Origin of the sequence: Plantactinospora sp. BB1, from assembly GCF_003030385.1 — a bacterium.
GTDB lineage: Bacteria > Actinomycetota > Actinomycetes > Mycobacteriales > Micromonosporaceae > Plantactinospora.
In genome coordinates, this window is sequence record NZ_CP028159.1 from 3,921,372 (window position 1) to 3,947,281 (window position 25,910).

At 72.0% G+C, this 25,910-nt stretch carries 21 protein-coding genes; 8 read left to right on the forward strand and 13 right to left on the reverse strand.

Annotated features, from left to right (window positions below; all coding sequences use genetic code 11):
* Positions 1-42: 42 nt before the first annotated feature.
* The 3 genes from C6W10_RS17150 to C6W10_RS17160 form a co-directional block, all read right to left on the reverse strand.
* Complete coding sequence (locus C6W10_RS17150; protein WP_159104626.1) at positions 43-840, reverse strand: SAM-dependent methyltransferase; 798 nt, start codon at positions 838-840, stop codon at positions 43-45.
* A 118-nt stretch (positions 841-958) separates the two neighbouring features.
* On the reverse strand, positions 959-1,756 hold the full coding sequence (yaaA, locus tag C6W10_RS17155) for a peroxide stress protein YaaA (RefSeq protein ID WP_107264026.1): 798 nt from the start codon (positions 1,754-1,756) through the stop codon (positions 959-961).
* A gap of 89 nt (positions 1,757-1,845) precedes the next feature.
* On the reverse strand, positions 1,846-2,505 hold the full coding sequence (locus C6W10_RS17160; RefSeq protein WP_107258942.1) for an FMN-dependent NADH-azoreductase: 660 nt from the start codon (positions 2,503-2,505) through the stop codon (positions 1,846-1,848).
* 153 nt (positions 2,506-2,658) lie between these two features.
* On the opposite strand from C6W10_RS17160, the gene C6W10_RS17165 reads away from it, so the two are divergent.
* From C6W10_RS17165 to C6W10_RS17185, 5 genes are all read left to right on the forward strand, one after another.
* Positions 2,659-3,222: a MarR family winged helix-turn-helix transcriptional regulator gene (locus C6W10_RS17165; RefSeq protein WP_234358949.1), complete on the forward strand. Its 564-nt coding sequence runs from the start codon at positions 2,659-2,661 to the stop codon at positions 3,220-3,222.
* Positions 3,223-3,356: 134 nt separating this feature from the next.
* Positions 3,357-5,057: a CocE/NonD family hydrolase gene (locus tag C6W10_RS17170; protein WP_107258943.1), complete on the forward strand. Its 1,701-nt coding sequence runs from the start codon at positions 3,357-3,359 to the stop codon at positions 5,055-5,057.
* 197 nt (positions 5,058-5,254) lie between these two features.
* Positions 5,255-6,838 (forward strand): phospholipase D-like domain-containing protein, encoded by a 1,584-nt coding sequence (locus tag C6W10_RS17175; RefSeq protein ID WP_107258944.1) that lies wholly within the window; start codon positions 5,255-5,257, stop codon positions 6,836-6,838.
* 29 nt (positions 6,839-6,867) lie between these two features.
* Entirely contained in the window at positions 6,868-7,914 is a 1,047-nt protein-coding gene (locus C6W10_RS17180) for a sigma-70 family RNA polymerase sigma factor (RefSeq protein WP_107258945.1), read from the forward strand.
* A 62-nt stretch (positions 7,915-7,976) separates the two neighbouring features.
* A complete protein-coding gene (locus C6W10_RS17185) occupies positions 7,977-8,519 on the forward strand; it encodes a dihydrofolate reductase family protein (RefSeq protein ID WP_107258946.1) in 543 nt (180 codons plus the stop codon).
* Between the two features lie 67 nt (positions 8,520-8,586).
* On the opposite strand, the gene C6W10_RS17190 is transcribed toward C6W10_RS17185, so the two are convergent.
* Together C6W10_RS17190 and C6W10_RS17195 are read right to left on the reverse strand one after the other, a co-directional pair.
* Positions 8,587-10,284 (reverse strand): heme peroxidase family protein, encoded by a 1,698-nt coding sequence (locus C6W10_RS17190; protein WP_107258947.1) that lies wholly within the window; start codon positions 10,282-10,284, stop codon positions 8,587-8,589.
* 327 nt (positions 10,285-10,611) lie between these two features.
* Positions 10,612-12,009 (reverse strand): short-chain fatty acyl-CoA regulator family protein, encoded by a 1,398-nt coding sequence (locus tag C6W10_RS17195; protein ID WP_107258948.1) that lies wholly within the window; start codon positions 12,007-12,009, stop codon positions 10,612-10,614.
* Between the two features lie 203 nt (positions 12,010-12,212).
* Between C6W10_RS17195 and aceA the strand changes: the two genes are divergently transcribed.
* Together aceA and aceB are read left to right on the forward strand one after the other, a co-directional pair.
* Entirely contained in the window at positions 12,213-13,499 is a 1,287-nt protein-coding gene (aceA, locus tag C6W10_RS17200; protein WP_107258949.1) for an isocitrate lyase, read from the forward strand.
* Positions 13,496-15,127 carry a malate synthase A gene (aceB, locus tag C6W10_RS17205; protein ID WP_107258950.1) on the forward strand — a complete coding sequence of 544 codons (1,632 nt, stop codon included), beginning with the start codon at positions 13,496-13,498 and terminating at the stop codon, positions 15,125-15,127. Before aceA ends, aceB begins: the two co-directional genes overlap by 4 nt.
* 112 nt (positions 15,128-15,239) lie before the next feature.
* Here aceB and C6W10_RS17210 read toward each other — a convergent pair whose 3' ends face one another.
* The 8 genes from C6W10_RS17210 to C6W10_RS17245 form a co-directional block, all read right to left on the reverse strand.
* Positions 15,240-16,301 carry a hypothetical protein gene (locus C6W10_RS17210; RefSeq protein ID WP_159104627.1) on the reverse strand — a complete coding sequence of 354 codons (1,062 nt, stop codon included), beginning with the start codon at positions 16,299-16,301 and terminating at the stop codon, positions 15,240-15,242.
* 127 nt (positions 16,302-16,428) lie between these two features.
* Complete coding sequence (locus C6W10_RS17215) at positions 16,429-18,156, reverse strand: beta-N-acetylhexosaminidase (protein WP_107258952.1); 1,728 nt, start codon at positions 18,154-18,156, stop codon at positions 16,429-16,431.
* Positions 18,156-18,989, reverse strand: coding sequence for a carbohydrate ABC transporter permease (locus C6W10_RS17220; protein WP_107258953.1), 834 nt, complete (start codon positions 18,987-18,989; stop codon positions 18,156-18,158). Before C6W10_RS17220 ends, C6W10_RS17215 begins: the two co-directional genes overlap by 1 nt.
* Positions 18,990-19,048: 59 nt before the next feature.
* Entirely contained in the window at positions 19,049-19,948 is a 900-nt protein-coding gene (locus C6W10_RS17225) for a carbohydrate ABC transporter permease (protein ID WP_234358950.1), read from the reverse strand.
* Between the two features lie 6 nt (positions 19,949-19,954).
* On the reverse strand, positions 19,955-21,241 hold the full coding sequence (locus C6W10_RS17230) for an extracellular solute-binding protein (RefSeq protein WP_107258955.1): 1,287 nt from the start codon (positions 21,239-21,241) through the stop codon (positions 19,955-19,957).
* A 171-nt stretch (positions 21,242-21,412) separates the two neighbouring features.
* Entirely contained in the window at positions 21,413-21,793 is a 381-nt protein-coding gene (locus tag C6W10_RS17235; RefSeq protein ID WP_107258956.1) for a RidA family protein, read from the reverse strand.
* A gap of 3 nt (positions 21,794-21,796) precedes the next feature.
* A complete protein-coding gene (locus C6W10_RS17240) occupies positions 21,797-23,110 on the reverse strand; it encodes an amidohydrolase/deacetylase family metallohydrolase (protein WP_234361819.1) in 1,314 nt (437 codons plus the stop codon).
* A complete protein-coding gene (locus tag C6W10_RS17245; RefSeq protein WP_199853046.1) occupies positions 23,107-24,435 on the reverse strand; it encodes a helix-turn-helix domain-containing protein in 1,329 nt (442 codons plus the stop codon). The genes C6W10_RS17240 and C6W10_RS17245 overlap by 4 nt, the downstream gene beginning before the upstream one ends.
* 154 nt (positions 24,436-24,589) lie before the next feature.
* On the opposite strand from C6W10_RS17245, the gene C6W10_RS17250 reads away from it, so the two are divergent.
* Positions 24,590-25,828 carry an alanine racemase gene (locus C6W10_RS17250; protein WP_234361821.1) on the forward strand — a complete coding sequence of 413 codons (1,239 nt, stop codon included), beginning with the start codon at positions 24,590-24,592 and terminating at the stop codon, positions 25,826-25,828.
* Positions 25,829-25,910: the final 82 nt, after the last annotated feature.

The following is a 25,910-nucleotide window of genomic DNA, read 5'->3' on the forward strand; positions in this document are numbered from 1 at the left end:
GGCGCCGAACCGGCCGAAAGTACGGTCGCGGGTGCGGCCGGGCTAGAGCTTCCGGCCGACCCCGGCGGCGACCTTGAGCATGGTCGGCGCGGCATTCTCGTCCGGCCACCACTGCTGCAGGTCGACGACGCCGGGCGAGAGCAGCTCGAAGCCGTCGAAGAACCGTTCGATCTCTTCCCGGCGCCGGAACGTCATCGGCGCGGGGGAGTTGGCCGAGATCTCCTCCAGTTTCGCCTTGGCCGCCGGGTCGCTGCCGTCGGTGCAGAACTGCGAGATGCAGACGTAGCTGCCGGGAGCCAACCGCTCGCGGAACCGCGCGACCAGCGCCGCCGGGTCCTCGGCGTCGGTGACCAGGTGGAACAGGCCGATGAAGAGCAGCAGTACCGGCTCGTCGAAGTTGATCAGCCGCTGCACCTGCGGGTCGTCGAGGAGTTCGTCCGGCCGGCGTACGTCGGCCTGGATCGAGGCCACGTTCTCGTCGGTGGCCAGCAGGGCCCGGTTGTGGATGAAGACGATCGGGTCGCTGTCCACGTAGACCACCCGGGCGTCCGGGGTGATGGCCCGGGCGGTCTCGTGCACGTTGGGCGCGGTGGGGATGCCGGCGCCCACGTCGAGGAACTGCTTGATGCCGGCGTCGGCGCACATCTGGGTGACCCGGAGCAGGAACCTCCGCTGCGCCCTGCCGAGGGCGGGCAGGTCCGGGGCGAGCGCGATGACCTGCTTGGCGGCCTCCCGGTCCACCGCGAAGTTGTCCTTGCCGCCGAGCACGTAGTCGTAGGCGCGGGCGTGGCTCATCTGCGTGGTGTCGATACCGGACGGCACGGAGTCCTGGTTGGTCACGAGCACTCCCGGAAGTGGGGTCGAGGGCTGCGGACGGCGCGCTGATCTTAGCCCGCCCGGGACCGGAAACCCGCTCAGGGGCGGCGGGAAAGGGGTTCCCCGGCCGGTCCGGGTGAGGTCACAGTTCGGTGACCACCAGGTCGAGCTGACGCGGGCGGCCGGCGACCACCGGCTGCTCCTCGACGGTGTACTTCAGGTCGCGCAGCGCCTCGACCAGCCGGCCGGTCGACCGGGGTGCCGCGCCGGCCAGCAGCAGGTCGCGGACCAGCCGACCCTTGCTGGCCTTGTTGAAGTGGCTCACCACCGAACGCCGGAGCTCACCGGCGACCACCTGCTCGTGCAGCACCCGGACCGTCACGGTGCGCTCGGCCAGCCCGCCGGTAGGGCGCCACATCGGCGCGTACCCGCTGGAGCGGAGGTCGAGCACGGGTCCGCCGCCGGCCGCCTCGGTGAGCACCGGGTCGAGCAGCCCGCGCCAGTACGCCGCGAGCCCGCCCAGCCCGGGCAGGTTCACCCCGATCGCGCAGCGGTACGCCGGGATCCGGTCGTCCATCCGGAGCGCGCCCCAGAGCCCGGAGAAGACGAGTACGGAGCGTCGGGCCCGCGCCCGGGCCGGACCGGGCAGGGTGCCGAAGCCGAGCGCGTCGTAGAGCACCCCGGTGTAGACCTTGGCCGCCGGCTGGGCCGCAGCGGTGCGCAGCCGGGCGTTGCGGTCCAGTTCCTCGTCCTGCCCCGGGCTGAGTCCGAGCACCTCCCTGGCCCGGTTCCGGTCCGGTCCGGCGCAGAGCGCGACGAGCGCGTCGAGGACGCGTTCCCGGCCGGGGTTGAGCGCCGGCAGGCTGAGCGTGTCCGGGTTCACCGGCCGGCCGGAGCGGGGCGCGGTCTTCCCCTCCGACGGGGGCAGCAGGATCAGCACGACCAGCAAGCCTACGCAGGTGGCCGGGGGTCGCGTACGGGGTGTGCCGGGCGGCGGAGCCCCGTACGCGTACCGGTCGGAGCGGCCGGTCAGGCCACCTTGCCGAGCGCGTGCTGGGCGAGCAGTTCGCCGTGCTTGCCGGCCGAGGTGTGCCCGGCTTCGAGGTTCTGTCGGGCCAGGTCCCGCAGCGGCTCCATCGCCGGGGTGACCTCGGCCAGGGTCAACTCGACCTCGCTGACGTGCAGGTCCAGTTCGAGTATGTCCCCGAAGAAGCGGCGGTAGTACGGCGTGGCGTGGTCCCAGCCCTCCCGTGGGGTGCCCGGACCGTAGCCGCCGCCCCGGGTGACGATCAGCGCCGCCGGCCGGCCGCGCAGCGGCGACGCCTGGCCGGGCGCCAGTCGCGGGTCGGTGAGCAGGATGTCGATCCAGGATTTGACGTGCTGGGACACGCCGTAGTTGTAGAGCGGCACGGCGAGCAGGTAGGCGTCGGCGGCGACGAGTTCGTCGACGTAGCTGGCGGCGAGGGCGGCGGCCCGGAGTTGCGCCTCGCCGCGCTGGTCGGCCGGGACGAATCCGGCGCTGACCGCCGTGGCCCAGGCGTCGACCGGTACCGGTGAGGCGGCCAGGTCGCGGCGGATGACCGACCCGGACGGGTGGGTACGGGTCCAGGCCGCCTCGGCGGTGTCGGCGACGGCCCGGCTGACGGACTGCTCGCCGCGGATGCTGGCGTCGAGTCGGAACAGGCTCACTCTTACCTCCAGGATGTTCTGTGGTCCCGACCAAGTTAGCTTCAGATAAGTTGTAACACAGCACAACTGTGATCCAGATTATCTTTTTGCAAACACTTCTGTTGCACAGAACATCTATCGGGCGATGATCTTCTTGACGGGTATGCTGGTCACGTGTCCGACGCCGCAGCTCCCGCGCCATCCGCCGCACGTCCCGAGGACGGCGGCGGTCGGATCGCGGCGGAGTTGCTCAAGGACGACTTCGCCTGGGCGCTCGGCGTGATCATGCGGCGCTACCTCCGCGCGGCGGAGGAGATCGTCAAGGACGTGCCCGGTGGCCCCCGGGGCTACCAGGTCGTCGCCTCGGCGAGCCAGAACCTGGCGACCAACCAGGGTGCGATGGCCGCCCAGCTCGGCATCGACCGGACGGTCCTCACCTACCTGATCGACGACCTGGAGACCGCCGGACTGGTCTCCCGGCAACCCGACCCGGCCGACCGGCGCAGCCGCCGGGTCGTCGCCACCGAGGCCGGCAGGGCGCTCTGGCAGGACCGGCAGGCCGCGCTGGCCGGTGCCGAGGCCGAGATCCTCGGCGTACTCGGCCGGGACGAGTCGGCCTTCAAGGAGCTGCTGCAACGCGTGGCGATCCACGCCGACCGGCTCGACCCGATGCACAACGCCTGCCAGGTGGTCGAGGAGCTGCACGAGCAGGAGAACCGGAGCCGCCGCCGGCGCTGACCGCGCCCTCTCGGCCTCGCGCGGCCCTGTTCGCCTTCCCCACATCGACTTCCGTCAGATCGTACTGAGTCGATATGGTGGCGCCACGTGTCCGGTACGGGGGAGGGACCATGCGCCATCGCGTTGGCACAGCCATGTCCAGATCGTTCGCCGCCGCCCTGGCGGCCGGGGTGCTGACGGCGGGAGGCGTGCTGGTCGGCACGGCGCCGGCCGTCGCCGCGCCACCCGGCCTGCGGGTCGAGAACGGCGCCACCCAGCCCGTCTTCGCCAGGGACGCGGCGATCCAGGAGACCGTCTACGTCAACTCCGGAATGGACAGTGACGGGGACGGTGCGACGGACCGGATCGCCGTGCAGGTGATCCGGCCCGAGGAGACCGAGGCCGGGCTGCAGGTCGCCACCGTGATGCACGCCAGCCCGTACTTCGGGGACGGCACCGCGCCGCGCGGCGACCTGATCGTCCCGGCACACTTCACCGCCTGGTACGACGACTATTTCGTGCCGCGCGGCTACGCCGTCGTCGAGGTCGACATGCAGGGGACCGCCGGGTCGGACGGCTGCGCCACCATCGGCGGCCCGGAGGACGTCCGCAGTGCGAGCGCCGCCATCGACTGGCTGAACGGCCGCGCCACCGCGAGCTACTCCGACGGTACGCCCGCGGTCGCCGACTGGAGCACCGGCGCGGTCGGCATGATCGGTGTCTCGTACGCCGGCACCCTGCCGATCGCCGTCGCCGAGACCGGCATCGAGGGGTTGGAGACGATCGTCCCGATCGCCAGCATCTCCGCCTGGTACGACTACGCCCGCGCCCAGGGCATCGCGTACGGCGGCTTCGGCAGCCGCTACCCGGAATCCCTGGCCCGGTACGTCTCCTCGCCCGCGCACGACGCCGAGTGCGACGCCCGGTACACCGCGCTCGGCAACTCGGCCGACGACGCCACCGCCGACATGAACGCCTTCTGGCAGCAGCGCGACTACCGGGACGGGGCGGCCTCGGTGGACGCCTCGGTCTTCCTGGTGCACGGCCAGCAGGACAACAACACCAAGACCATCCACTTCGGCCGGTACTGGGATGCCATCGCCGCCCAGGGCGTGCCGCGCAAGTTGTGGCTGCACGACGGCGGGCACGTCGACCCGTTCGGCAGCGACCTGGTGGGGCGGGACACCGTGGGCCGCTGGATGGACCACTGGCTCTACGACATCGCCAACGGGATCATGAACGAGCCGCAGGCCACCATCAAGCGGCCCGGCGGCACGACGAGCACCTATCCGAGCTGGCCGGGGACGGTCACCTCGACCAACTACCACCTCGGCGGGCCGGGCGGTGGCGCCGCCGGGACCCTGCTCACCGCGCCCGGCCCGGCGGTCAGCCAGTCGTTCACCGACAGTCGGGGCCAGCTCGAGTACGCGATGACCAGCCAGCCGGAGACGGCCAAGCCGAACCGGCTGGTCTTTCTCGCCCCGGCGTTGACCACCGCCCGGCGCCTCGCCGGGGCCGGCACGGTCGAGGTGCGGTTCAGCGCCACCTCGACGAGTACCCCGTTGACCGCCGTGCTGGTGCACTACACCGACGGGGTACCGACCCGGGTGGTGAGCCGGGGCGCCATCGACACCAAGAACCGCAGCTCGCTGACGAGCGGTACCCCGCTGACGCCGGGTACCGCCTACACGGTGACGATCCGGCTGGAGCCGAAGGACTACGTCTTCCCGGTCGGCAGCCGGATCGGGCTGGTGCTCGTCGCCAACCACGGTGAATACCTGACCACCGACTCGCTGGCGGCCGGGGTCACCGTGCAGCTCTCGCCGAGCCGACTCACCCTGCCGCTGACGAACTGAGGGAGCTTCGCGGGCCGGCCCGGCGGCGTGGATGTGTCTGAGCGTGGTGACACCCTGGCACCATGGTGCCACGGTGTCACCACGCTCGAACAGGATGTCGGTCGCCGCCGTCCCGGGCCATCCGACACCGGGGGTACGGGATGCAGAGCGGCGGCGCCCGTCCTACCGTGGGGTGATCGCCTACCGGAAGGTGCCGCGTGCCTGTTCAGGAGTGGTTTCTCAGCGCGGCGGAGCGGGACAACCCCGACTCCGCCCTCCCCGCCTGGACCGACGGCAACCTGGCCGAGCCGCTGATCCACGGCGCCACCTACTTCGACCGGCTCGCCACCGAGGTCGAGGCGCTCGAAGCGGGTGACTACGTCTTCTTCACCGACTGGCGCGGCGACCCGGACGAGCGAATGCGCGACGACGGCCCCACCATCGTCGAGCTGCTCTCCGACGCCGCCCGGCGCGGCGTGGTCGTCAAGGGCTTGATCTGGCGCTCCCACCTCGACCGGTTCGCCTACAGCGAGGAGGAGAACCGGCACCTCGGCGAGGAGGTCGAGGCGGCCGGCGGCGAGGTACTGCTCGACCAGCGGGTCCGGCGCGGCGGCTCGCACCACCAGAAGCTGGTCGTACTCCGGCATCCCGGCCGGCCGGAGCGGGACATCGCGTTCGCCGGCGGCATCGACCTGTGCCACAGCCGGCGCGACGACGCCGACCATCGGGGCGACCCGCAGGCCGTGCGGATGGCCAGGGCGTACGGCGACCGCCCGCCCTGGCACGACGTGCAGCTCGCGCTCCGCGGCCCGGTCGTCGGCGCGCTCGACCTCACCTTCCGGGAGCGCTGGACCGACCCGGCGCCGCTGGACCAGCACGGGCCGATCAGCACCGTACGCGACAAGCTCGACGGCGCCGACCTGCACGCCGACCGGCTGCCACCGCAGCCGCCCGACCCGCCGGCCTGCGGACCGCACCGGATCCAGGTGCTCCGGACCTATCCGGCGATGCGTCCGGCCTACGGCTTCGCGAAGCTCGGCGAGCAGACGATCGCCCGTGGCTACACCAAGGCGATCAAGCGGGCCCGCCGGCTGGTCTACCTGGAGGACCAGTATCTCTGGTCCCGGGAGGTGGCGAAGCTCTTCGCCGACGCGCTGCGCGAGAACCCCGACCTGCACCTGGTCGCCGTCGTGCCCCGGCATCCGGACGTGGACGGCCGGTTCGCACTGCCACCCAACCAGGTCGGCCGGGAGCAGGCCATCGCACTCTGCCGGGAGGCCGCCGCCGACCGGGTGCACGTGTACGACGTGGAGAACCACGCCGGCACCCCCGTCTACGTGCACGCGAAGGTCTGCGTGGTGGACGACGTCTGGTGCAGCATCGGCAGCGACAACTTCAACCGGCGCTCCTGGACCCACGACAGCGAACTCTCCTGCGCCGTCCTCGACGACACCCGCGACGAGCGGGAGCCGCGCGACCCGGCCGGCCTCGGCGACGGCGCCCGCCGGTTCCCCCGTGACCTGCGGCTGGCCCTGCTCCGCGAGCACCTGGACCGGGCACCCGGCGACGACGACGACCTTCTCGACCCGGACTCGGCGGTCGACGCCGTCGAATCCGCCGCGAACGCGCTGCGGGACTGGCACGCGGGCGGCCGGCGGGGTCCCCGGCCACCGGGACGGCTGGTCCCGCACGAGACGAGCCGACTGCCGTGGCACCAGCGGCTCTGGGCGGTCCCGACGTACCGGCTGGTCTACGATCCGGACGGTCGGGCCTGGCGGGACCGCCGCGCCGGCAACTGGTAGACCGGGACGGGGCGGACGGAGGTCGGCAGGTGGGGACCGGGCACGACGACCTGCTCGTCGCGGCGGCGCGGGACGGCGACGAGTCCGCGTTCAGGACCCTGGTGGAGCGGCACCGGCGGGAGCTGCGGGTGCACTGCTACCGGATGCTCGGTTCCTACCACGACGCCGAAGACCTGGTGCAGGAGACGTTCCTGCGCGCGTGGAAGAACATCGCCGGCTTCCAGGGCCGCGCCACGATCCGGGCCTGGCTCTACCGGATCGCCACCAACGCCTGCCTGGACGCCCTCGACGGCCGGACCCGTCGGATGCTCCCGCACCACCTGAGCGGCCCGTCGAACCCGGACGACGACCTGGCGCCGCCCACCGACATCCACTGGCTCCAGCCGTTCCCGGACCGGCTGTGGGAGCCGGCCGCGCCGAGCGAGACCGAACCGGACGCCGTGGCGGTCACCCGGGAGACGATCGAGCTGGCGTTCCTGGCCGCGATCCAGCACCTGCCGCCGCGACAGCGGGCCGTACTGATCCTGCGGGACGTGCTCGGCTGGCCGGCCAGCCAGACCGCGACCCTGCTCGACAACACCGTGGCGTCGGTGAACAGCGCCCTGCAACGGGCCAGGGCCACGATCCGGGAGCACCTGCCGGAGCGCCGCCTCGACTGGGCGCCCACGGCGGCACCCAGCGAGGAGGAGCGGACGGTGCTGCGGCGCTACGTCGACGCGCTGGAGCGCGCCGACCTGGCCACGGTGGCCGAGCTGCTGGCCGAGGACGTCCGGACGACGATGCCGCCGTACCCGACCTGGTTCCGGGGGCGGGAGTCGGTGCTGCGAGCGCTGGCGACGAGCTGGGATCCGGCGCTGCCGGGGTACGTCGGCCGGTTCCGGACCCTGCCGACCCGGGCGAACGGGCGCCCCGCGGTGGCCACGTACGTCCGGCGGCCCGGAGAACCCGACCACCGGCCGTTCGCGATCTCCGTGTTCTGGTTCGGGGGCGGTCGGATCACCGAGATCGTCGCGTTCCACGACCCCGGGCTGTTTCCGGCGTTCGCGCTGCCTCCGTCGCTGCCCGGCCACCGATGAGTTTCCGGCCGGCCGGCCGTCGCAACGGGGAGAGTGAGAGCCAAGCGATCCGGAGGTAACCCGTGGCCACGTTCCTTTACTCGGCGAGCATGTCCCTGGACGGCTTCATCGCCGGCCCCGGAGGTGACATGTCCTGGTTGACCAGGCACCTCGGGCCGAACCCGACGATCGACGACCTGATCGGCAGGGTGGGCGCCATCCTCGCCGGCAACCGCAGCTACGGCGGCGACGACCCGTACCGGGACACGCCGCAGCAGGGCGAGGCGTTCGGCGGCGGGTGGAGCGGGCCGCAGTTCGTGCTGACCCACCGCCCGCCGGAGCGACCGGTCCCGGGGGTCACCTTCGTCGGTGACCTGGCGAGCGCGGTCGCCGCCGCCGGTGCCGCCGCCGGGAACGGGTACGTCAACGTCCTCGGCGCCGACGTCGCCCGGCAGTGCCTCGCCGCCGGGGTACTGGACGAGGTCCTGGTCTGTGTCGTGCCGGTCCTGCTCGGCGACGGTACCCGGCTCTTCGCCGAGCCGGGCGGCGCCGACGTCCGGCTCGAACGGATCGGCGTGACCGAGGCGGCGTTGGTCACCAACCTCTGGTACCGGGTCGCCCGCTGAGCCGACCCGCCCGGGTGTGCCCGGCACACTCGCCGGGCACACCGGGCGGGTCGGGGTACGGCTCGGTTCAGCCGACCGGGTTGAGCAGTTCCGCGCTGCCCTCGAAGGCGTACAGCAGCAGGTCGACCATCCGGAACGTCTCGTCGTCCGGTCCGAGCGTCGGCCGCCAGGTCGGGTCACGCAGGATCGAGATCCGGCTCCCCTCGATGGCCCGGTGGAACACCTCGGCGACGATCCGCGCACCGACACCGTCGAGCCGGCCGCCGTTGAACTCCGCCTCGCGCAGGATGTAGAACCACAGCGGCGTGTTGGTGGTCAGCTCGGCCTTCTGCTCGTCGCTCAGCCCGTCCAGTACGGCCCCGTCCAGCCCGCTCAGGATCTCGTCGCCCTTGAGCGGTACCAGGTCGAAGAGCTGCGCCATCTGCTGACCGCTGGCCAGCCGCACCATCACGGCCCGGGTGAGGTTGCGGAAGGCGAGGTTCAGCTCGATCGGCGGCGGCGCCTCCTGGCCGCCGAACGATCCGAGCGGCAGGTTGCGCAGCGGGTCCACCAGTCGGGTGTCGATCCGCTGGGTCAGGTTGAGCTGCCGCTGCCCGGGATCGTTCTCATCCCGCCTGACGACCGCGACCAGGTCGTCCCGGCCCGCCTCGGTGAAGTCGTACAGCCGGCGGAAGTCGGCGATCCAGTTGGTGGGCAGCCGCTCGAACGACCCGGACTCCGGATCGGCGACGGTGCCGTCCGGCGAGAGGATGCCGCTGGTGCCGGAGAACTGGAAGAGCAGTTCCAGGGTGCCCGGCGCCAGCACGCCCGGCAGGCCGGAGGTGTTGAAGACGCGGTTCCAGTCGTACACGGCACGGATCATGCTGTGTCCGAGCCGGTAGGCCGCGACGGAGAACTCGATCGGCATCGTCGGCCGGTCGCCCGGCTGCACGGCCCGGTCCCGTCGCCGCGAGCCGTAGCCGGGGGAGACCTCGAAGAACCTGCGGCCCCGGCTGAACACGTCGTCGACGACGTCCGGCGAGACGATCCGGGGCAGGAAGTCGTGCACCAGCAGCCACTGGTAGTGCTTCACCACCACCGAGCGGGCCGCCCGGAACAGCGCCGGCCCGGCGAGTCCGCCCTCGGCCAACTGGTCGACCACCCGGTTGTGGAACCGGATGAACGCCAGGTGGGTCTGTGCGACGACCAGGTTCTCGTCGTTGCGGGCGTCCGGGATCAGCGCCGCCCGCCGCTCCCGCTTGCTCGACCCGAGCCCGGACCGGGGCAGGTCGAAACCGTCCCGGTCCTGGTTGACCACCGGGTCGTCGCCGGCGACCGCCGCCGTGGTGCCGGTCTTGAGGTGTACGCCGTCAGCCGCGTAGAAGACCCGGTCGTGCTTGTCCCCGGGCCCACGGCCGTAGAGCGAGTCCAGGTCCAGCGCCGGGGAGCGGCCCTGGAGCAGCTCGTCGACGGAGACGTCCTCGCCCAGCGCGGCGGCGGTGTTGTCCATGGTCAGGTCGTGGTCCACGAACTGGCCGAGGTACGTGTACCCGGCCGGAACGGCCGGGTCGGCCGAGTCGGCGTTCGCACCGGCGACCATCGCCTCGGCGACGGCGGTGCGGGTCGGCTCGGAGAGTGCCCGACCCTCCGGGCCGAGCCGGGAGAACCGGAACTTGCGCAGTTCGGCGGTTGTCGACGGGCGGCGGGTGCTCGGTTCGTGATTGTCGTCGAAAAGGAGCAGGCCCTCGCCCTCGACGAGGTAGTCCTCCCGCATGTGCCGTTTCATTCGTCGTTCCTCCCTCGTGGTGACCGGCATCCGGACCCGGTTCGGCTGACGGGGGAGGGATGTGCACGACAGGCACGTACGCACGACGACGGAACGCGTCCGCTCGGCCTGGACCCCCGTGAACGTCCGCGATCGGCGCGGACCAGCCGACCCGGCCCGGTGCCCCATGCCGGTCTCAGTCGACTTAGGGCCAAGAGTCCGCAGCGTCACCGGGGTCGTCCACCTAGTGTCGAGCATGCGACGTAAGTCGAGCCGTACTGTCACGCAGAGCCAACAAATCCGTTACGGTAAGCGATTTCCTCGCTCCCGCTGAATGTCCCCTGTGGACTAGCTGTCCCGCTCCCGCAACGGGTACGGGATGAAGGTGCTGCGGTTCTCGTCGAGGTCGAGTTGCCGACCGATCGGCTGGGCGGCCCGCTGCGGGCAGGTCATCCGCTCGCAGGTCCGGCAACCCGGCCCGATCGGGGTGGCCGCCTCGGTGGCGTGCAGGTCCATCCCGGCGGAGTAGACGAGCCGGCCGGCGTGCCGGGTCTCGCAACCCAGCCCGATCGCGAAGGTCTTGCCGGGCTGGCCGTACCCGCCGTGGTGCCGGGTGACCGTGCGGGCGATCCAGAGATAGCGCTGGCCGTCGGGCATCGCCGCCACCTGGGTCATCACCCGGCCCGGTGCGCCGAACGCCTCGTAGACGTTCCAGAGTGGACACGTCCCGCCCGAGCGGGAGAACGGGAAGCCGGTCGCCGACTGGCGCTTGGACATGTTGCCGGCCCGGTCCACCCGGACGAACGAGAACGGCACCCCGCGCGCCCTCGGGCGTTGCAGCGTGCTCAGCCGGTGGCAGACGCTCTCCCAGCCCATCGCGAAGTGGTCGGTCAGCAGTTCGATGTCATAGCGCATCGTCTCGGCCGCGGTGAGGAACTCCCGGTACGGCAGCACGAGCGCGGCGGCGAAATAGTTCGCCAATCCGACCCGCATCAGGATCTGCGTCTGAAGGTCGGCGACGTTTTCCGCCTCGATGATTTCGTCGATGACGTCGGCGAATTCCAGAAGTGCGATCTGGGCGCCCATCCGGATCGCCCGCTGGCCCGAGCGCAGCGACGTCGACAGGTGCAGGGTGCGGGTCTCCGGCCGGTAGCGGTGCAGGTCGCCGGCGAGCGAGTCGGGGTCCTGCCGGACTATCCGGACGCCGTGCCGGCCGGCCAGCCGGTCGCTCAGCGCGGCCCGGGTCTCGCCCCGGCGGATCCCGATCTGCGCCGCCAGCGCCTCGGCCGCCTCGTCCAGCTCCGGGACGTAGTTCTGTCGCCGGTAGAAGAAGTCGCTGACCTGGTCGTGCGGGCTGCGACCCGGCACCAGCTCGCGGTCGCCGAGCACGTCGGCGAGCTGGTCGTCGACCTGCCGGTAGCGCCGGTAGAGGTCGATCACCGCCTCGGCCACCTCGGGCAGCTTGCCGGCGAGTTCCGTGAGGTCGGGCAGGCTGGCCCGGGTCGGCAGCGCCTCGCGCAGCTCGGCGACCAGCCGGGGCGTGTCGTGCGGCGCGAAGTAGGCGGTGTCGACGCCGAAGACCTCGGTGATCCGGATCAGCACCGGGACGGTCAGCGGGCGGGAGTCGTGCTCGATCTGGTTGAGATAGCTGGGCGAGATGGCGAGCTGCCGGGCCAGCTCGATCTGGTTGATGCCGTGCTCCTCGCGCAGCCGGCGCAGCCGCGCACCCGCGAACGTCTTGGCCACGGCGCCTCCCTCCGCCCGGATCCCGTCACATTAACACAACTGTAAAGAAGCGCATTCACAACTTCGCAGAATGGGGATCCGACTTTTCAATAGTTGGCTGTTTCCGTGTCTCGACCCGTCGGCGGAGAGCGTGCCACAGTTTCGCCAAGTCCTGATTGGCGGCGAGTTGCCGACCGTCGACCCCAACCTCGGAGGAGACTTCCATGAGCACGCCGGCAGAGCGGTTGCGTACCGAATGGGCCACCGACCCGCGTTGGCGGGGCGTCGAGCGGGCCTACGACGCGGACGAGGTCGTCCGGCTGCGTGGCGTCGTACAGGAGCAGCACACCCTCGCCGACCGGGGGGCCCGGCGGCTGTGGGAGCTGCTGCACCGGGAGGACTTCGTGCCGGCGCTCGGCGCGCTCACCGGCAACCAGGCGGTGCAGATGGTCCGGGCCGGGCTGAAGTCGATCTACCTCTCCGGCTGGCAGGTCGCCGCCGACGCCAACCTCTCCGGGCACACCTACCCGGACCAGAGCCTCTACCCGGCCAACTCCGTCCCGGCGGTGGTGCGCCGGATCAACAACGCGCTGCTGCGCGCCGGTCAGATCGAGACCGCCGAGGGTCGCCGTACCGAGGGCGACGACGCCGGGATCGACTGGCTCGCCCCGATCGTCGCCGACGCCGAGGCCGGGTTCGGCGGGCCGCTGAACGCGTACGAGCTGATGACCGCGATGATCGTGGCCGGCGCCGCCGGGGTGCACTGGGAGGACCAGCTCGCCTCGGAGAAGAAGTGCGGGCACCTCGGCGGCAAGGTGCTGGTACCGACCGGGCAGCACATCCGGACCCTCAACGCCGCCCGGCTCGCCGCCGACGTGGCCGGCGTCCCCTCGGTGATCATCGCGCGTACCGACGCGCAGGCGGCGACGCTGCTCACCACCGACGTCGACGAGCGGGACCGGCCCTTCGTCACCGGCGAGCGGACCGCCGAGGGCTTCTACCGGGTGCGCAACGGATTCGACGCCTGTGTGGCCCGGGGACTCGCCTACGCCCCGCACGCCGACCTGCTCTGGATGGAGACCAGCACCCCGGACCTGGAGCTGGCCCGCCGGTTCGCCGAGGAGATCAAGGCCGTCTACCCGGACCAGATGCTGGCCTACAACTGCTCGCCGTCGTTCAACTGGCGCCGGCACCTCGACGACGCCACCATCGCCAAGTTCCAACGGGAACTCGGGCACATGGGCTACCGCTTCCAGTTCATCACCCTGGCCGGGTTCCACGCGCTCAACTACTCGATGTTCGACCTGGCCCGGGGCTACGCCACCGAGGGCATGCCGGCGTACGTGTCGTTGCAGGAGCGGGAGTTCGCCGCCGAGGCGTACGGCTACACGGCGGTCAAGCACCAGCGCGAGGTCGGCACCGGCTACTTCGACCTGGTCAGTACGGTGCTGAACCCGGCCGCCGAGACCACCGCGCTGCGCGGTTCGACCGAGGAGGAACAGTTCGCATGAGAATCCACGTCACCGGGCCGCTGCGAGAGCGCTACGAGGAGATCCTCAGCCCCAAGGCGCTGGACTTCCTGGTCGCGCTCGACAGCGAGTTCGCGGCCCGCCGGGTGGCCCTGCTGGACACCCGGCGGGCCCGCCGGGCCCGCTACGCCGAGGGTCAGCTCCCCGGCTTCCTGCCCGAGACCGAGGCGATCCGGGCCGACCCGAGCTGGCGGGTGGCGCCGCCGGCACCGGGCCTGCACGACCGGCGGGTCGAGATCACCGGCCCGACCGACCGGAAGATGACGGTCAACGCCCTCAACTCCGGTGCGAAGGTCTGGCTGGCCGACTTCGAGGACGCGCTCGCGCCGACCTGGGACAACGTGATCGGCGGCCAGCTCAACCTGGTCGACGCGATCGACCGGCGGATCGACTTCACCGCGCCCGGCGGCAAGCGCTACGCCCTCGGCGACGACCTCGCCACCATCGTCGTCCGGCCGCGCGGCTGGCACCTGGTGGAGAAGCACATCGTGGTCGACGGGCGGGCGATCTCGGCCAGCCTGGTCGACTTCGGGCTCTACCTCTTCCACTGCGCCGGGCGGCAGCTCGACGCCGGCAGCGGCCCGTACTTCTACCTGCCGAAGCTGGAGAGCCACCGCGAGGCACGGCTCTGGAACGACGTCTTCCGGTTTGCGCAGAACTGGCTCGGCATCCCGCAGGGGACCATCCGGGCAACCGTGCTGATCGAGACCGTCACCGCCGCGTTCGAGATGGACGAGATCCTGTACGAACTCCGCGAGCACTGCGCGGGGCTGAACGCCGGACGGTGGGACTACATCTTCAGCATCGTCAAGAACTTCGGCTGGCGCGACGACTTCGTACTCCCGGACCGGGGCGACGTGACGATGACGGTGCCGTTCATGCGGGCGTACACCGAACTGCTGGTCCAGACCTGTCACCGGCGTGGCGCGCACGCGATCGGCGGGATGGCCGCCTTCATCCCGAGCCGCGACCCGGAGGTGAACGCGGTCGCCCTGGGCAAGGTCCGGGCCGACAAGCAGCGCGAGGCCGCCGACGGGTTCGACGGCTCCTGGGTGGCCCACCCCGGCCTCGTCCCGGTCTGCCGGGACGCCTTCGACGCGGTGCTCGGCGACCGGCCGCACCAGCTCGACCGGCGCCGCCCCGAGGTCACCGTCGGCGCGGACGACCTGCTGTCGGTGGACCGGACGCCGGGCCGGGTGACCGGCGTGGGGCTGCGCGGCAACGTGGCGGTGGCGCTGCGCTACTTCGACGCCTGGCTCGGCGGCACCGGCGCGGCGGCCATCTTCGACCTGATGGAGGACGCCGCCACCGCCGAGATCGCCCGCTGTCAGGTGTGGCAGTGGCTGCACCACGCGACGCCGCTGGCCGAGGGCGGCCGGGTCACCGAGGAACTGGTCCGGTCGATCCTGGTCGAGGAGGTGACGCGGCTGAACGCGGAACGGTCGGTGTCGGAACGGGACCGGCTGACCCGGGCGGCGGAGATCTTCGTCCGGGTCGCGCTCGGCGAGGAGTTGCCGGCCTTCTTCACCACCGAGGCGTACGCCCGGCACCTGGTGACGGCGCAGCAGTCGCGCGGTACCGCCCGGACGGGCGTGGCGATGGCGGCATAGCGGACCGGTGCTCCCGGGCCCGGGTCGGGGCCGCGCGTGCCACGGTGGCGCGCGCGGCCCGCCGTCGTCCCGGGGCAGCCCTGTTCGCTGCCTGCCAGAGCGCCCTGTCGGGCTACCGCTGCCGGATCAGTCCGCCGGTGTTGTCCCATCCGGTCGCCGCGACGAGTCGTCCGCCGCTGACCATGCTGGCGGGGACGTTGAAGCCGTAACGCTGCTGGGCGACGCGGCCGCCGGGCCGGCGGTCGAACGCCTGGCAGCCGACCATCGAGGTGGCGGCGCCGTCGGCGACGTAGAAACCGTCGGCGGTGTCGGCGGTGCCCTGCACGTCGTACATGGCGGCGGTGTCGGCGACACAGCCGACGAAGGTGTTCCGGTCCCACTCGACGTACCAGCCGTGCAGCCTGGTGTCCTGGGACTCGCAGCCGACGAACTTGTTCCGGTTGGCCCTGACGTGCCAACCGTAGCCCCGGGTGTACCAGGATTTGCACACCTGGAAGAAGTTGTTGGCCGCGTTGGCGCCGACGTAGAAGCCGGCGTTCGCCCCGGTGGAGTCGCGGGTGGTCGCCTCGCAGGCGTGCCACCAGTTGTCCGGTGCGTCGATCATGAACCCGTACTGACCGGCGCCGCGTACCCGGAGCCGGCTCGTCACCGTGGCCTGGGTGTCCGTACCCCGGTAGGCCACACCGTCCCGGACCGGGTTGTAGAGCCAGATGTTGTCCAGCCGGCACATCGAGTCCGGTTCGCCCTTGTAGTTGCCCTCGGTGCCGACGATGTGCACGTCGATGCCGGTCGTGGCCCTCTGCTGGCAGTCCAGCACGAGGTCGCCGACGTAGACGCCGTCGGTGGCGCGGCCCTGGCCGATCTCGATCATCGCGGTCATCGTCGACTGGGCGACGATCTCGGTGAGCCGGCCCACGCCACGGATGGTGCAGCCCCGGGTCGGCACGATCGGCGCGGCGATGGTGTACCGACCGGCGCCGAGCTGGACAGCGGTGGCGCCCGCGCTGATCGCCGCCTGGATGGAGCCGCCCGGAGCGACGTACTCCCACGGTCCGACAGCGGCGGCCGACGCGGGTTCCGGGTCGAACATGCCGGCACCGGTCACCCCCGCCAGCCCGGCCACGGCGAGGCCGCCGCCACGGATCATCGCGCGTCGGGAACGTCTCCCCGGCATCGGTTCTGGATCTGTACCGTCCACGGGTTGCGGTGTCGACAAGGGGTTCAGCCTCTCTGCTGGTACGCCAGGGCGCCGGATCAGGCGAGCATTGTTCCAGAGAGGACAGTCGAGGCGCTGCCCCGGATCATGAACTCGACGGGGCGGCCGGACGGCCGGGACCGGGCGGAGTCGTCCCGGCCTCGGAACCGGGTTCGGCCCGGCGGGGCCGCAGCACGTTGCCGGTGAGTCGGGCCAGCTCGGCGTCCCGGTCGGCCCGCTGGCGCGGCCAGCCCGCCGCGTCCGGCCGACGGTGCCAGGGCAGCGGTCCGGCCGGCGGGCGATACTCCACGCCGAACGCGTCCAGCCGGGCCAGGTGCTCGCGCAACCGGTCGTCGAAACCCTCCGCCGACCCCGGCGCCGACCAGACCGCCTCGGCGAACGCGGAGAGCCGGGGGAAGGCCAGGTAGTCGACGGTACGCGGGCTGTCGGCGTGCTCGGTCCAGAGGTTGCACTGCGCGCCGACGATCCGGTGCCGCAGCTCGGCCGGCAGTTCGGCGGGTACCGGATCGAAGGCCCGGACGTCCGCGACGGTGAGGACGGTGCCGACCGGGATCGGCTCGTCCGGCCGGTCCGACTGCCGGTAGTCCAGGTAGGCGGAGGTGTCCCAGCAGGAGACGACGTCGTGCCCGGCCCGGGCCGCCGCGACCGCCAGCGCCGGTCCCCGCCACGCCGCGATGGTGGCCGGGTCGGGCAGGCCGCCCTCCAGCACCTCGTCCCAGCCGAACAGCGCCCGGCCGCGGGCCGCCAGATGCCGCTGGAGCTGCCGGACGAACCAGCTCTGCAACTCGTCCTCGTCGCGCAGCCCCAACTCGCGCCGCCGCCGCTGGGCGGCCGGGCTGGCCCGCCACTCGGACTTGTCGCACTCGTCGCCGCCGATCCCGACGTGCCGGCTCGGAAAGAGTTCCAGCACCTCGTCGAGCACGTTCCGGACGAAGTCGAGCGTCCCGTCGGAGACGTTCAGCACCCGCCGGGAGATCCCCCACCGGGTCGAGACCGCCACCGGTTCGCCGGGGTCGTTGCCGAGTTCCGGGTACGCGGCGATCGCCGCCTGGGTGTGCCCGGGCAGGTCGATCTCGGGTACGACGGTGACGAAGCGCTCCGCCGCGTACCCGACGATCTCCCGAAGGTCGTCCTGGCTGTAGTAGCCGCCGTGCGGCCGGCCGTCGAAGCGCTCGTGCTGGCGGGAGCCGACCATCGACTCGTGCCGCCAGGCGCCCACCTCGGTCAACCGGGGGTACCGCCGGATCTGCACCCGCCAACCCTGGTCGTCGGTGAGGTGCAGGTGCAGCACGTTCAGCTTGTGCGCGGCGAGCAGGTCGACGAAGCGGAGTACCCCGGCCACCGGCATGAAGTGCCGGGCCACGTCGAGCATGCAGCCGCGCCAGCCGAACCGGGGCGCGTCGGAGATCTCGACGGCCGGCACCGTCCACGGGCCGGCCGCCACCCGGGCCCGGCGGTGCACGGCCGGCGGCAGCAACTGGAGCAGCGTCTGCGTACCGTAGAAGACGCCGGCCGGCGCGCCACCGGTGATGGCGACGCCGTCGGGGCGTACCCGCAGGTGGTAGCCCTCGGCGGGCAGTGCCGGGTCGACGGCGAGCGCGATGTCGCCTCCCCCGGCGACGGCACCACCCCCGTTGCGGGCGCCGTCGCCGGGGGAGGAGTCCGGCAGGGGCAGACCGGTGGAGCGCGACAGCGTCTCCCGGAGCAGCCGGGCCACCCCGGCACAGTCGGCATCGGCGCGCAGCGTCGTCGCCGGGCCGAGGACGAACGCCCCCGACCCCGGGCGGGTGGTCAGCGGACGGGGCAGCGGCATCAGTCCTTCACCGCCCCACCCAGCCCGGAGACCAGCCGGCGCCGGACGAAGACGAAGAAGACGAGTACCGGCACGGTCATCAGGGTGGAGGCGGCCATGATGCCGCCCCAGTCGTTCTCGTCCGGCTTGAAGAAGACCAGCAGCGCGGCGGGGAGGGTCTGGTTCTCGGTGGCGCTGATGATGAAGGTCTTGGCGAAGAGGAAGTCGTTCCAGGCGGTGATGAAGGAGAAGACGCTGGTGGCGGCGAGGCCGGGCGCGATCAGCGGGAAGAGGATCCGCCACAGGATGGTGAACCGGGAGGCCCCGTCCATGGTGGCCGCCTCCTCCACCTCCGGCGGCACCGCCGCGACGAAGCCGCGCAGCATCCAGATCGCGAACGGCAGGCTGAACGCCAACTGCACCAGTACCAGCGAGCCGAGGGTGTTCAGCCCGACCCCGGGTACGGTCCGGCCGAGGTCGCGGATCTGGAAGAAGAGCGGGATGCTCAGCGCCTCGACCGGCACCATCTGGGCGATCAGGAACATCACCAGGACGGTGCTGCGGGTCCGGAACCGGTAGCGGGTCAGCGCCACCGCGGCCAGGAAGGCGACCAGCGCGCTCAGCGCGACCACGGCCAGCGCCACCACCAGGCTGTTCAGGAAGTACCGGCCGAAGCCGCTCACCCCGAGCGCCGAGCGGAAGTGGTCCAGCGTCGGGTGCAGCGTCCACGGGCGCGGGTCGGCCGAGAGGATCTCGCCGGTCGGCTTCAGCGCCGACAGCACCATCCAGTAGATCGGGAAGACGGTGACCAGCGCGACCAGGATCGCCACCCCGTCGGCGACACGGCGACGCATTACGGTGCCGCCTTTCGTTCGTGACTGCGGGGCTCGCAGACCCGGCTCACTCCTCGCACTCACAGCACCTCCCCGGTGCGGCGCAGCGCCCGCAGGTAGAGCAGGGTGACCGCCAGCAGGATCAGGGTCATCACGATGCCGATCGCCGAGCCGAGGCCGTACTGCGACGAGGCGAAGGCCTTCTGGTACGCGTACACGTTGAGCACCATGTTCTGGCCGGCGATGCCGCCGCCCCGGGTCATCACGTAGATCTGGGTGAAGACCTTGAAGTCCCAGATGATCGACTGGATCACCACGATCGCGATCAGCGGCCGCAGCATCGGCACCGTGATCCGGCGGAACACGGTCGCCGCACCCGCACCGTCCAGCGCCGCCGCCTCCAGCACCGACGGCGGGACGGCCTGGATCCCCGCGTACAGGGTGATCATCACGAACGGGAAGGAGTGCCAGACCACCACCGCGCCGACCAGGGCGAAGGCCACGGTCCGGTCGTAGAGCCAGTTGTAGCCGTCCAGCCCCAGCACCTCGTTGACCAGCCCGAGGTTGCTGTCGAAGAGGAAGATCCAGACCACCGAGCCGGTCATCGCCGGTGCCGCCCAGGCGGTGAGCGCGGCGTACGAGAGCAGGGTCCGGGCCAGCCTGCCGATCCGGGTCATCAGCACCGCCAGCGCGGCACCGAGGGCGAGGGTCACCAGCACGCAGCCGGCGGCGAAGACCACCGTCTGGCCGAGCACGGTCCAGAACGCCGGATCGCCGAAGAGGGTACGGAAGTTCCCCGCCCCCACGAACCGGGCCGGCTCGCCGCCGGAGACCTGCGGCTGCCCGTAGTCGAAGAGGGAGAGCAGGCCGAGCTGGTAGAGCGGGTACGCGAACATCGGCACCAGCACGGCGAGCGCCGGCAGCAGCAGCCAGAGCGGCATCAGCCGCTGCTGCCGGCGGATCGTTGCGGACGAGGGCACCGGTGGCTACTTCCCGAACGCCGCGGTGATCTGGGTGTTCGCCTCGGCGGCCGCGGCGTCGACGGTGGCCCGGCCGGTGATCACCTTTTGCAGCATGTTCGGCAGGATCTTCTCGGCGTCGATCGTGGTCCACGCCTTGTCCACCGGGACGAACCTCGTGCCCGCCTCCATCGTCTCGACGAACGGCTTCAGGAACGGCTCCTTGGCAATCACCTCGGTCCGGCCGGACTTCATCGCCGGCACGAAGCCCATCGCGTCGTAGAGCTTGAGGGTGTATTTCTTGCTCGCCAGCAGTTGCATGAACTCGACGGCCAGGCTGCGGTGCGTGGTGGAGCGGAACACCCCGAGGCTGCTGCCGCCGGCGAAGGCGGGCGCGATCGAGCCGGGCTTGGCGCCGGGCAGCGGCACCACGCCGTACTTCCCCTTCACCGCACCGGCCTCCACCGCCGAGCGGTTGAAGTTGCCCAGGATGCCCATCCCGGCCCGGCCGGCCGCGAACGCCTCGACGGTGCCGCCGCCGGTCAGGTCGACGCACTGCTGCGCCGGGCAGATCTCCGGACTGAAGAGGTCGGTGTACGCCTTGATCCCCGCCTTCGACCCGGGCGAGTCGATGGCTGCGGTGTACTTCCCACCGGAGTTGGTCGCGATGTCGCCACCGGCGTCCCAGACGAACGGCAGCGCGCCGAAGGTGTAGAGCCCGCCGACGGCGATCCCGAGCATGTCCTTGCGTTCGGCCCGGATCTTCTTGGCGGCGGTGACCAGTTCGGCGTACGAGGTCGGGGGCGTGAGCCCGAGTTCGGCGAAGACGTCGGTGCGGTAGTAGAGGGCGCGGACGCCGATCCACCACGGCACCCCGTACGCCTTGTCGGCCACGGTCACCGTCTGGACCAGGTCGGCCGGCAGGTCGGCGGCCTCGGCCCACTTCCTGTTCTCCTCGGTGACGTCGGCCATCCCGCCCGAGGCGACGAAGTTGGCCAGGTCGGTGTTGCCGACCTCGGTGACGTCCGGGGCGCTCGCCGGGTCGTTCAGCGCGCCCTTGTACTTCTCCGCCCGGGTGTCGGTGGCCAGGTAGCTGACGTCGACCTTCACGTCGGCGTTCTTCGCGGTGAACTCGGCGATCGCCTCGTTGACCACCGCCTCCTTGGCGGCCCGGTTGGCCTCGTCGAAGAGCCAGACCCGCAGGGTGCCGGTCCGGCTGTCGGTGCTGTCGGTTGGCGCGTCGGTGGAGGGCGCGCAGGCGCCGGCGCCGAGCGCCAGCGCGAGCAGCGCGGGAAGTGCCAGGAGTTTCCGCACGGGCTTCCTCCTCGAATAACGAGCTAGGTTCGTAATTAGGTCGATATGGATGTCATCCAGGCTGGGGTTCCGCCGGCTACCCGTCAAGTAACAATTTCCCTGCTCAGAGCCGTTGCCAGGACAGCACGGAACCGCCGTCCGGCCCGACCGGACGGCACTGCCCGGGGCGGCTCAGTCGCCCAGGTAGAGCACCGCGTCGATCTCGATGTCGAAGCCCTCCAGCGCCACCGGCAGGGTGGTCCGGGCCGGCAGGCTCTCGGTGCCGAAGAACTCCCGGTAGATCTCGTTCATCGCCGGGAAGTCGGCGAAGTCGCGCAGGTAGACGCCGACCCGTACCGCCCGGTCGAGGTCACCGCCGGCCGCCTCGGCCACCTTCGCCAGGTTGGCGAAGGCCGCCCGGGCCTGCTCGGCGAAGCCGCCCTGCACCCAGGTACCGTCCGGGCGCACCGGGCAGGCCCCGGAGAGGTACGCGAAGTCCCCGGCGACCACCGCGTGCGAGTACGGCCCGCCGGGCGGTGCGGCCCGGTCGGCCACGACGATCTGCTTGGGCATGGGTCAACCTCCGTGTCGGGGAAACTGTTCGGCGAGCCCGTCCGGGCCCACCAGGGGTGGGGTGAGAAGTCGACGTACCGCCCGGTCCCGGTCGGCGAGTGCGGCGCGCTGCGCCCCGGTGAGCGGAATCCACGGCGGCACGGGTTCGGGCTGCCGGGGTGGCAGCAGCCGGCCCGCCCGGTAGGTCGCCTCGTTGACCAGCCGCAGTGGTGCGTACCGGCGCTGCCCGTGCACGTCGACCAGCTCGTGCCGGCCGGGCTCGGTCGAGAAGACCGCGAGATCGGCCGGGGCGCCGACCGCGAGCGTGCCGGTCCCGTCCGGCAGGCCGAGCGCCCGGGCCGGTCCGACGGTCGCCGCCGCCACCACCTGCGGCAGGCTCATCCCGACCGCCAGCATCTTGGCCATCGTGGTCGGCAGGTCGAAGACCGGGCCGTGCAGCGACCGGCTGTGCAGGTCCGTGGAGACGGCGTGCGGCGGCATCCCGGCGGCCAACTGCGCCTCCAGTACGTCGAAGGCGAAGCCGCCGGAGCCGTGCCCGAGGTCGAAGCGCACCCCCGCCTGGTACGCCTCCTTCGCCGCCGGGTCGAAGCCGTCCGGTCCGGCCGCGATGCCGCTGGCGCAGTGCGTGATCAGGTCACCGGGGCGCAGCAGCGGCAGCATCTGCGCCACCGTCGGCGGTCCGGCCCCGATGTGCACCATCACCGGCAGCCCGCACTCCCCGGCCACCTCGACCGCCCGGCGCAACGGGGCCAGGCCGTGCGTACCGACGTTGTGCCGGTCCATCCGCACCTTGATCCCGACGATGCGCTCCCGGTGCGCCCGTACGGTCGCCACCGCCAGCTCCACGTCGCAGTTGGCCAGTTCCCGGGACTCGCCGACCGGAGCGACCAGCCCCACCGCCGAGATGTTCAGCAGCGCGGGCACCCGGACGGTGTACCGGGCCGAGACGGCCGCGAAGGCCGCAAACCCGTACGCCCCGGCGGAGCCGGCGTCCACCCAGGTGGTCACGCCGGAGCGCCAGGCCACCGGATCGGGGTCGATGCCCCAGTACGTCGCACCGGCGTACACGTGCGTGTGCAGGTCGACCAGGCCGGGCGTGACCAGCCTGCCGGCCAGTTCGACCCGCTCGGCGGCCCGGTCCCGGGGCAGTACGGGTGCGACCGCCGCGACCCGGCCGTCGCGTACGGCGACGTCGTGCCGCCCCGTCCGGCCGGTACCCGGGTCGAGCAGCTCGGCGCCGGTGAAGAGCAGGTCCCAGCCCTCCGGACCGGGCGCGACGGCGGCCTCGACGGCGGGCTCGATCTCGGGCGCGGTCACCGGGCCGCCTCGGCCGGGGTGGCCGCCGGCCCCGTCCCGCCGGCGGCGCCGATGCGCAGCCGGTAGAGCCGGGCCGGGCGGCCCTTGCGGTGCACCTGGGTGCTCCCCTCCACCTCGACCAGTCCGGAGTCGCTCAGCTTGCGGATCAGCCGCCGGCCGCTCGGGTCGGTGATGCCGAGCTGCTGGGCCAGGTCGGCGGGGGAGATGGCCCGACCCTCCAGCGACCGTTCGATCGCCGCGAGCCGGGAGAGCGTCGCGGCGCTCAGCCCCACCTCACCGGCGAGCCGTTCGAGTTCGGCGCCGTGTTCCCGGTAGGTGAAGGCGAGCGCGGCCCCGGCCGGGCTCATCGGGCCGATGATGACGCCACCGTCCTCGACCAGGTACGCGCTCGGCGACTCCTCCTGCTCGGCGCGGGCGACGGCCCGTTCGGCGAGGTGCAGGCAGCTCCGGGCCGAGGCGCCGACCCCGAACCCGGCGGCCACCCGGATGCCGAGGGTCTCCTGCGCCTGGCCGAGCGCGGGCAGCGACACCCAGCTGTTGGTCGCCTGCTCGAAGAGGGCCTGGTGGGCGAAGACCACCACGCCGCGCCGGCCCCGGTTCTCGATCCAGGCGTCCCCGAACTCCGGCGTGTTGAGCAGCAGGTTCATCAGCCCCACCCGGGCCCGGTCCAGGTCGAGCTGCGGCCCGGCCCGACCGACCAGGAAGATGCCGGCGGCGAAGCGCAGCGCACTGGCCTGTTTGGACTGGATCTGGAGGGCCAGCTCGTGCAGTTGGGCCCGCAGGGTGGCCGGCCCGGGCAGGCCGCCGAGGACCCGGGTACTCTCCGGCAGCTGGGCGGCGACCGCCGTACGCAGGCTGATCACGTAGTCGGCGCCGGTCCGGGCCAGTGCCGACCGGTGGAACGCGACGATCTCGGCCACGCTCTGCTCCGGGTCGTACGGCAGGCAACTGATCTGCGCCCGGTCCAGTTCCAGGGCCCGGGCCACCTCGTCGACGGTCTGGATGTCGTAGGTGTCGATGCTCACCGGGGTGGGTCGCCAGCCCCGGGAGAGCGCCTTGAACAGCGCCAGCGACAGGTCCAGCCCGGCCGAGCGCAGGATCGCCACCGGCAGGTCCGCCGGGAGCAGGTCCCGGCACTTCGCGTACGGGACCGGGCCGAGCAGCAGGCCGTCGACGCGTTGCCGGGCGAGCAGGCCGTCGACGAGTCCCCGGACCGCGTCCTCGTGCTCGTAGACGACCCACTCCAGCGTCACCCCGGCCAGCGTGCGCGCGGCGTCCTCGAAGACGGCGCGGTGGCTGGCGTGGATGACGAGACCGATCACCATCCGGCTCCCCAGGTTCGAAAATGGTCCGTTAACGGTGGCGCGGATAGCCTCGGCCCTGCTGGCCGTCCTCGTCAAGTCGTTGACGAATCGGCTTCGCGTCGGGCAGGCTGGGCAGCCGATAGCGAGCCATATCCGAACCTGTCCGGGGAGAGCCGTGCGCCACCAACTCGACGAGCCCGCGCTCGACTGGCGCGCCAAGGGGTTCTGGCAGCCCGACGGGCCGGTCCCGGACGCGGCGTTCGGCGCCGCCGGGCACTCGCTCTTCGGCGGCGCCGTCACCTGGCCGGTACTGGCGGTCCGGCGGTCCGCCGTCGCGCACAACGTCGCCACGATGGCCGAGTTCTGTGCCCGTCACGGCTTCTCGTTCGCGCCGCACGGCAAGACCAGCATGGCTCCGTCGCTGCTCGACGCCCAGTTGTCCGCCGGTGCCTGGGCGATCACCGTGGCCACCTCCAACCAGGCGCTCGCCTGCCGTGCCCTCGGGGTACCCCGGGTGCTGCTCGCCAACGAGCTGCTCGACCCGGAGCCGCTGCGCTGGCTGGCCCGGGAGGTCGACCGGGGCTTCGAGGCACTCTTCTTCGTGGACTCGGTCGCCGGGGTCGAGGTGATCGGCGCGGCGCTGGCCGACCGGCCGGCCGGTGCGCCGCTGCGGGTCCTGGTCGAACTCGGCTTCCCCGGCGGCCGGACCGGCTGCCGCACCGTCGAGCAGGTGGTCGAGGTCGCCGAGGCGCTCGCCGCGACCCAGGTACGCCTCGACGGCGTCGCCGGCTACGAGGGCGGGTTGCCGGACGGCGCGGCGGTGTCGGCGTACCTGCGGCGGCTCCGTACGGCGGCGACCGAGCTGGCCCACCGGGGGCTGGTCGGCCCGGAGGTGATCGTCAGCGCCGGTGGCAGTGCCTGGTTCGACCTGGTGGCCGAGGAGCTCGGCGGTGCCTGGCTGACCGGTCACGACCTGCGGGTGGTGCTGCGCAGCGGCGCCTACGTCACCCACGACCACGGCTTCTACGCCGCGCACACACCGTTCCGGCGGATCCCGGGTCAGGGGCGGCTCGACGCCGCACTGGAACTCTGGGCGCAGGTCACCTCCACTCCGGAGCCGGGGCTGGCGATCGTCGGGATGGGCAAGCGGGACGCCCCGTACGACGAGGGCCTGCCGGTGCCGCTGCGGATCCGGCGTCGCTCCGGTGTGGAGCACGCCGTCACCGGGATGACGGTGAGCCGGCTCAACGACCACCACGGCTATCTTTCGGTGCCGCCGGACGTCGAGCTGTACCCCGGTGACCTGGTCTGCTTCGGCATCTCGCACCCGTGCACCGCCTTCGACAAGTGGCGGGTGCTGCCGGTGGTCGACGACGACCACACCATCGTGGACCTGCTGCGCACCTACTTCTGACGGAAACTTTTCGCTGGGTACGGCGAACTTTTGTTGATCGCGACCAAAGTTGCCGAGCTCTGCTCTTTTCTTCTCGCTGCGC